Origin of the sequence: Streptococcus sp. oral taxon 431, assembly GCF_023110115.1 — a bacterium.
GTDB lineage: Bacteria > Bacillota > Bacilli > Lactobacillales > Streptococcaceae > Streptococcus.
In genome coordinates this window covers 1-1568 of sequence record NZ_JALDVP010000014.1, presented here as the reverse complement: position 1 = coordinate 1568, position 1568 = coordinate 1, and the positions used below count along the sequence as shown (strand labels likewise).

The window sequence follows — 1568 nt, the reverse complement described above, 5'->3', positions numbered from 1 at the left end:
GTATATCTTACTAATTAATCATCCCCAAAGCAATCATCAATCACATGACTGACATTACCCATGAGATTTGTCATGTCTCCAAGCTTATATCCCAACGCCTGTACCGCAGCACCCGATGCCAGACTATCTAAATCACTCTTGAAATTTGTAAACCGAATCTGCAAAGATTTCACAACTGCACCAACTGCTTTTTGAGCACGAACAACACCTTTCAAGTCAGCTGCTCCATAAAATGCATCCTCCATCCCATTCCTGAACGCAGGCTTGAAACCTCCCAACATCGACACAACTAGATTTATTGTTGTAGCTGCTGTGGTAAAGTCTATATCCAAAACATCAATCTCTGAAGCAGCTGTTCGAATTGTACTCGATATTGAAATCTCGGACTCCACAGTACCATAAAACTTTTTATCGTCCTTATCCTCAAATTTGTTCTTGTAATAAATTTCAGTAGGAAAATCATTGATAAGATCTTTTAAATTATCTCTTGAGGTATTTATAACTTTATTCGTGTTTTGAATATAGCCTTTTGCACTATCTAGATAACTGCTAAAAGACGTAGACATCTGATTTGCTAGATCCTCAGCTCTCACATCTATCTGATCATCAAAAGCACTAATAACATCACGATCATCAAATATCCCGCTTTCCTCTAAGTAGGTATTATAATCCTGAGAAACACTAGTATTAACATCTGGAACCGAACTAAAATCTAGTGTATCTATATTTCTAGCCAAGCCTCTATCTGTTTCTTCTAAAGCAGTTTTGATAACTTCGGCTACAGAGATAGTATAGGAGATACAATAAATGATTGTTTGGATATTTTGTTCCAATACTTTTAAAATTTCATTCACAGCTTGTGGTATTCCATCACCAAAATGAGAACGTTTCTCTAAACCTGTCGTGCTTTTCTCAATCATTCCTTCAAATGAATTAACTAGTTCTGCACCTCTTACCCCCAAGTAAGTAGATGTATTTGACTTAGCCCATACATTTCCTTCAGATTTTCCTTTTGAAGTCATGTTATGCACTTCGATATCGAGAAGAGCAGAGTCACTATTAAACTTCGCACTATATAATTTTGATGCAATTGCTCCATGGTCAAAATTATTTCCATTACTATCAAAATAGTCGTTTAGGCCACTAAAGCCGAACCAGTCAAAATTCCTAGAAAAATCATAGGGATTATATTCATTAAGTGTTTTAAACGTTTCTTTCATGCCATCATAATTACTGAAAGCTTTGTCTATCTTTTGTATAGCTTCAATCAAGCTAATGGATTGTAAATGCTGGAAGACAGCTTCTTTGAGATTGTTTGTACGACTCGACAAATTATTCATAACATTTTCATTTGCCTGACTTGTACGCTTGACTACTTCTAACAACTCTTCCGCATGTCTTAAACTAGCGTTCAGATTTGTAATCAAAGTCATCATAGAGGTCGTGTCTAAGCGAATTTCTTTTGAATCACCATATTTTTTCAACAAATCTTTAGTTGTTGTATTCTCTGGAGTCACTGCAAAATCTAATAAACCATCGCCATCTATATCAACCGCAAATAACTGTTC

Annotated in this window: 1 pseudogene; it reads right to left on the bottom strand. The window is 35.7% G+C overall.

The window, feature by feature from the left end:
* Window positions 1-14: 14 nt before the first annotated feature.
* Window positions 15-1568: pseudogene (locus M1F91_RS09095) on the bottom strand (hypothetical protein); the annotation flags it as partial.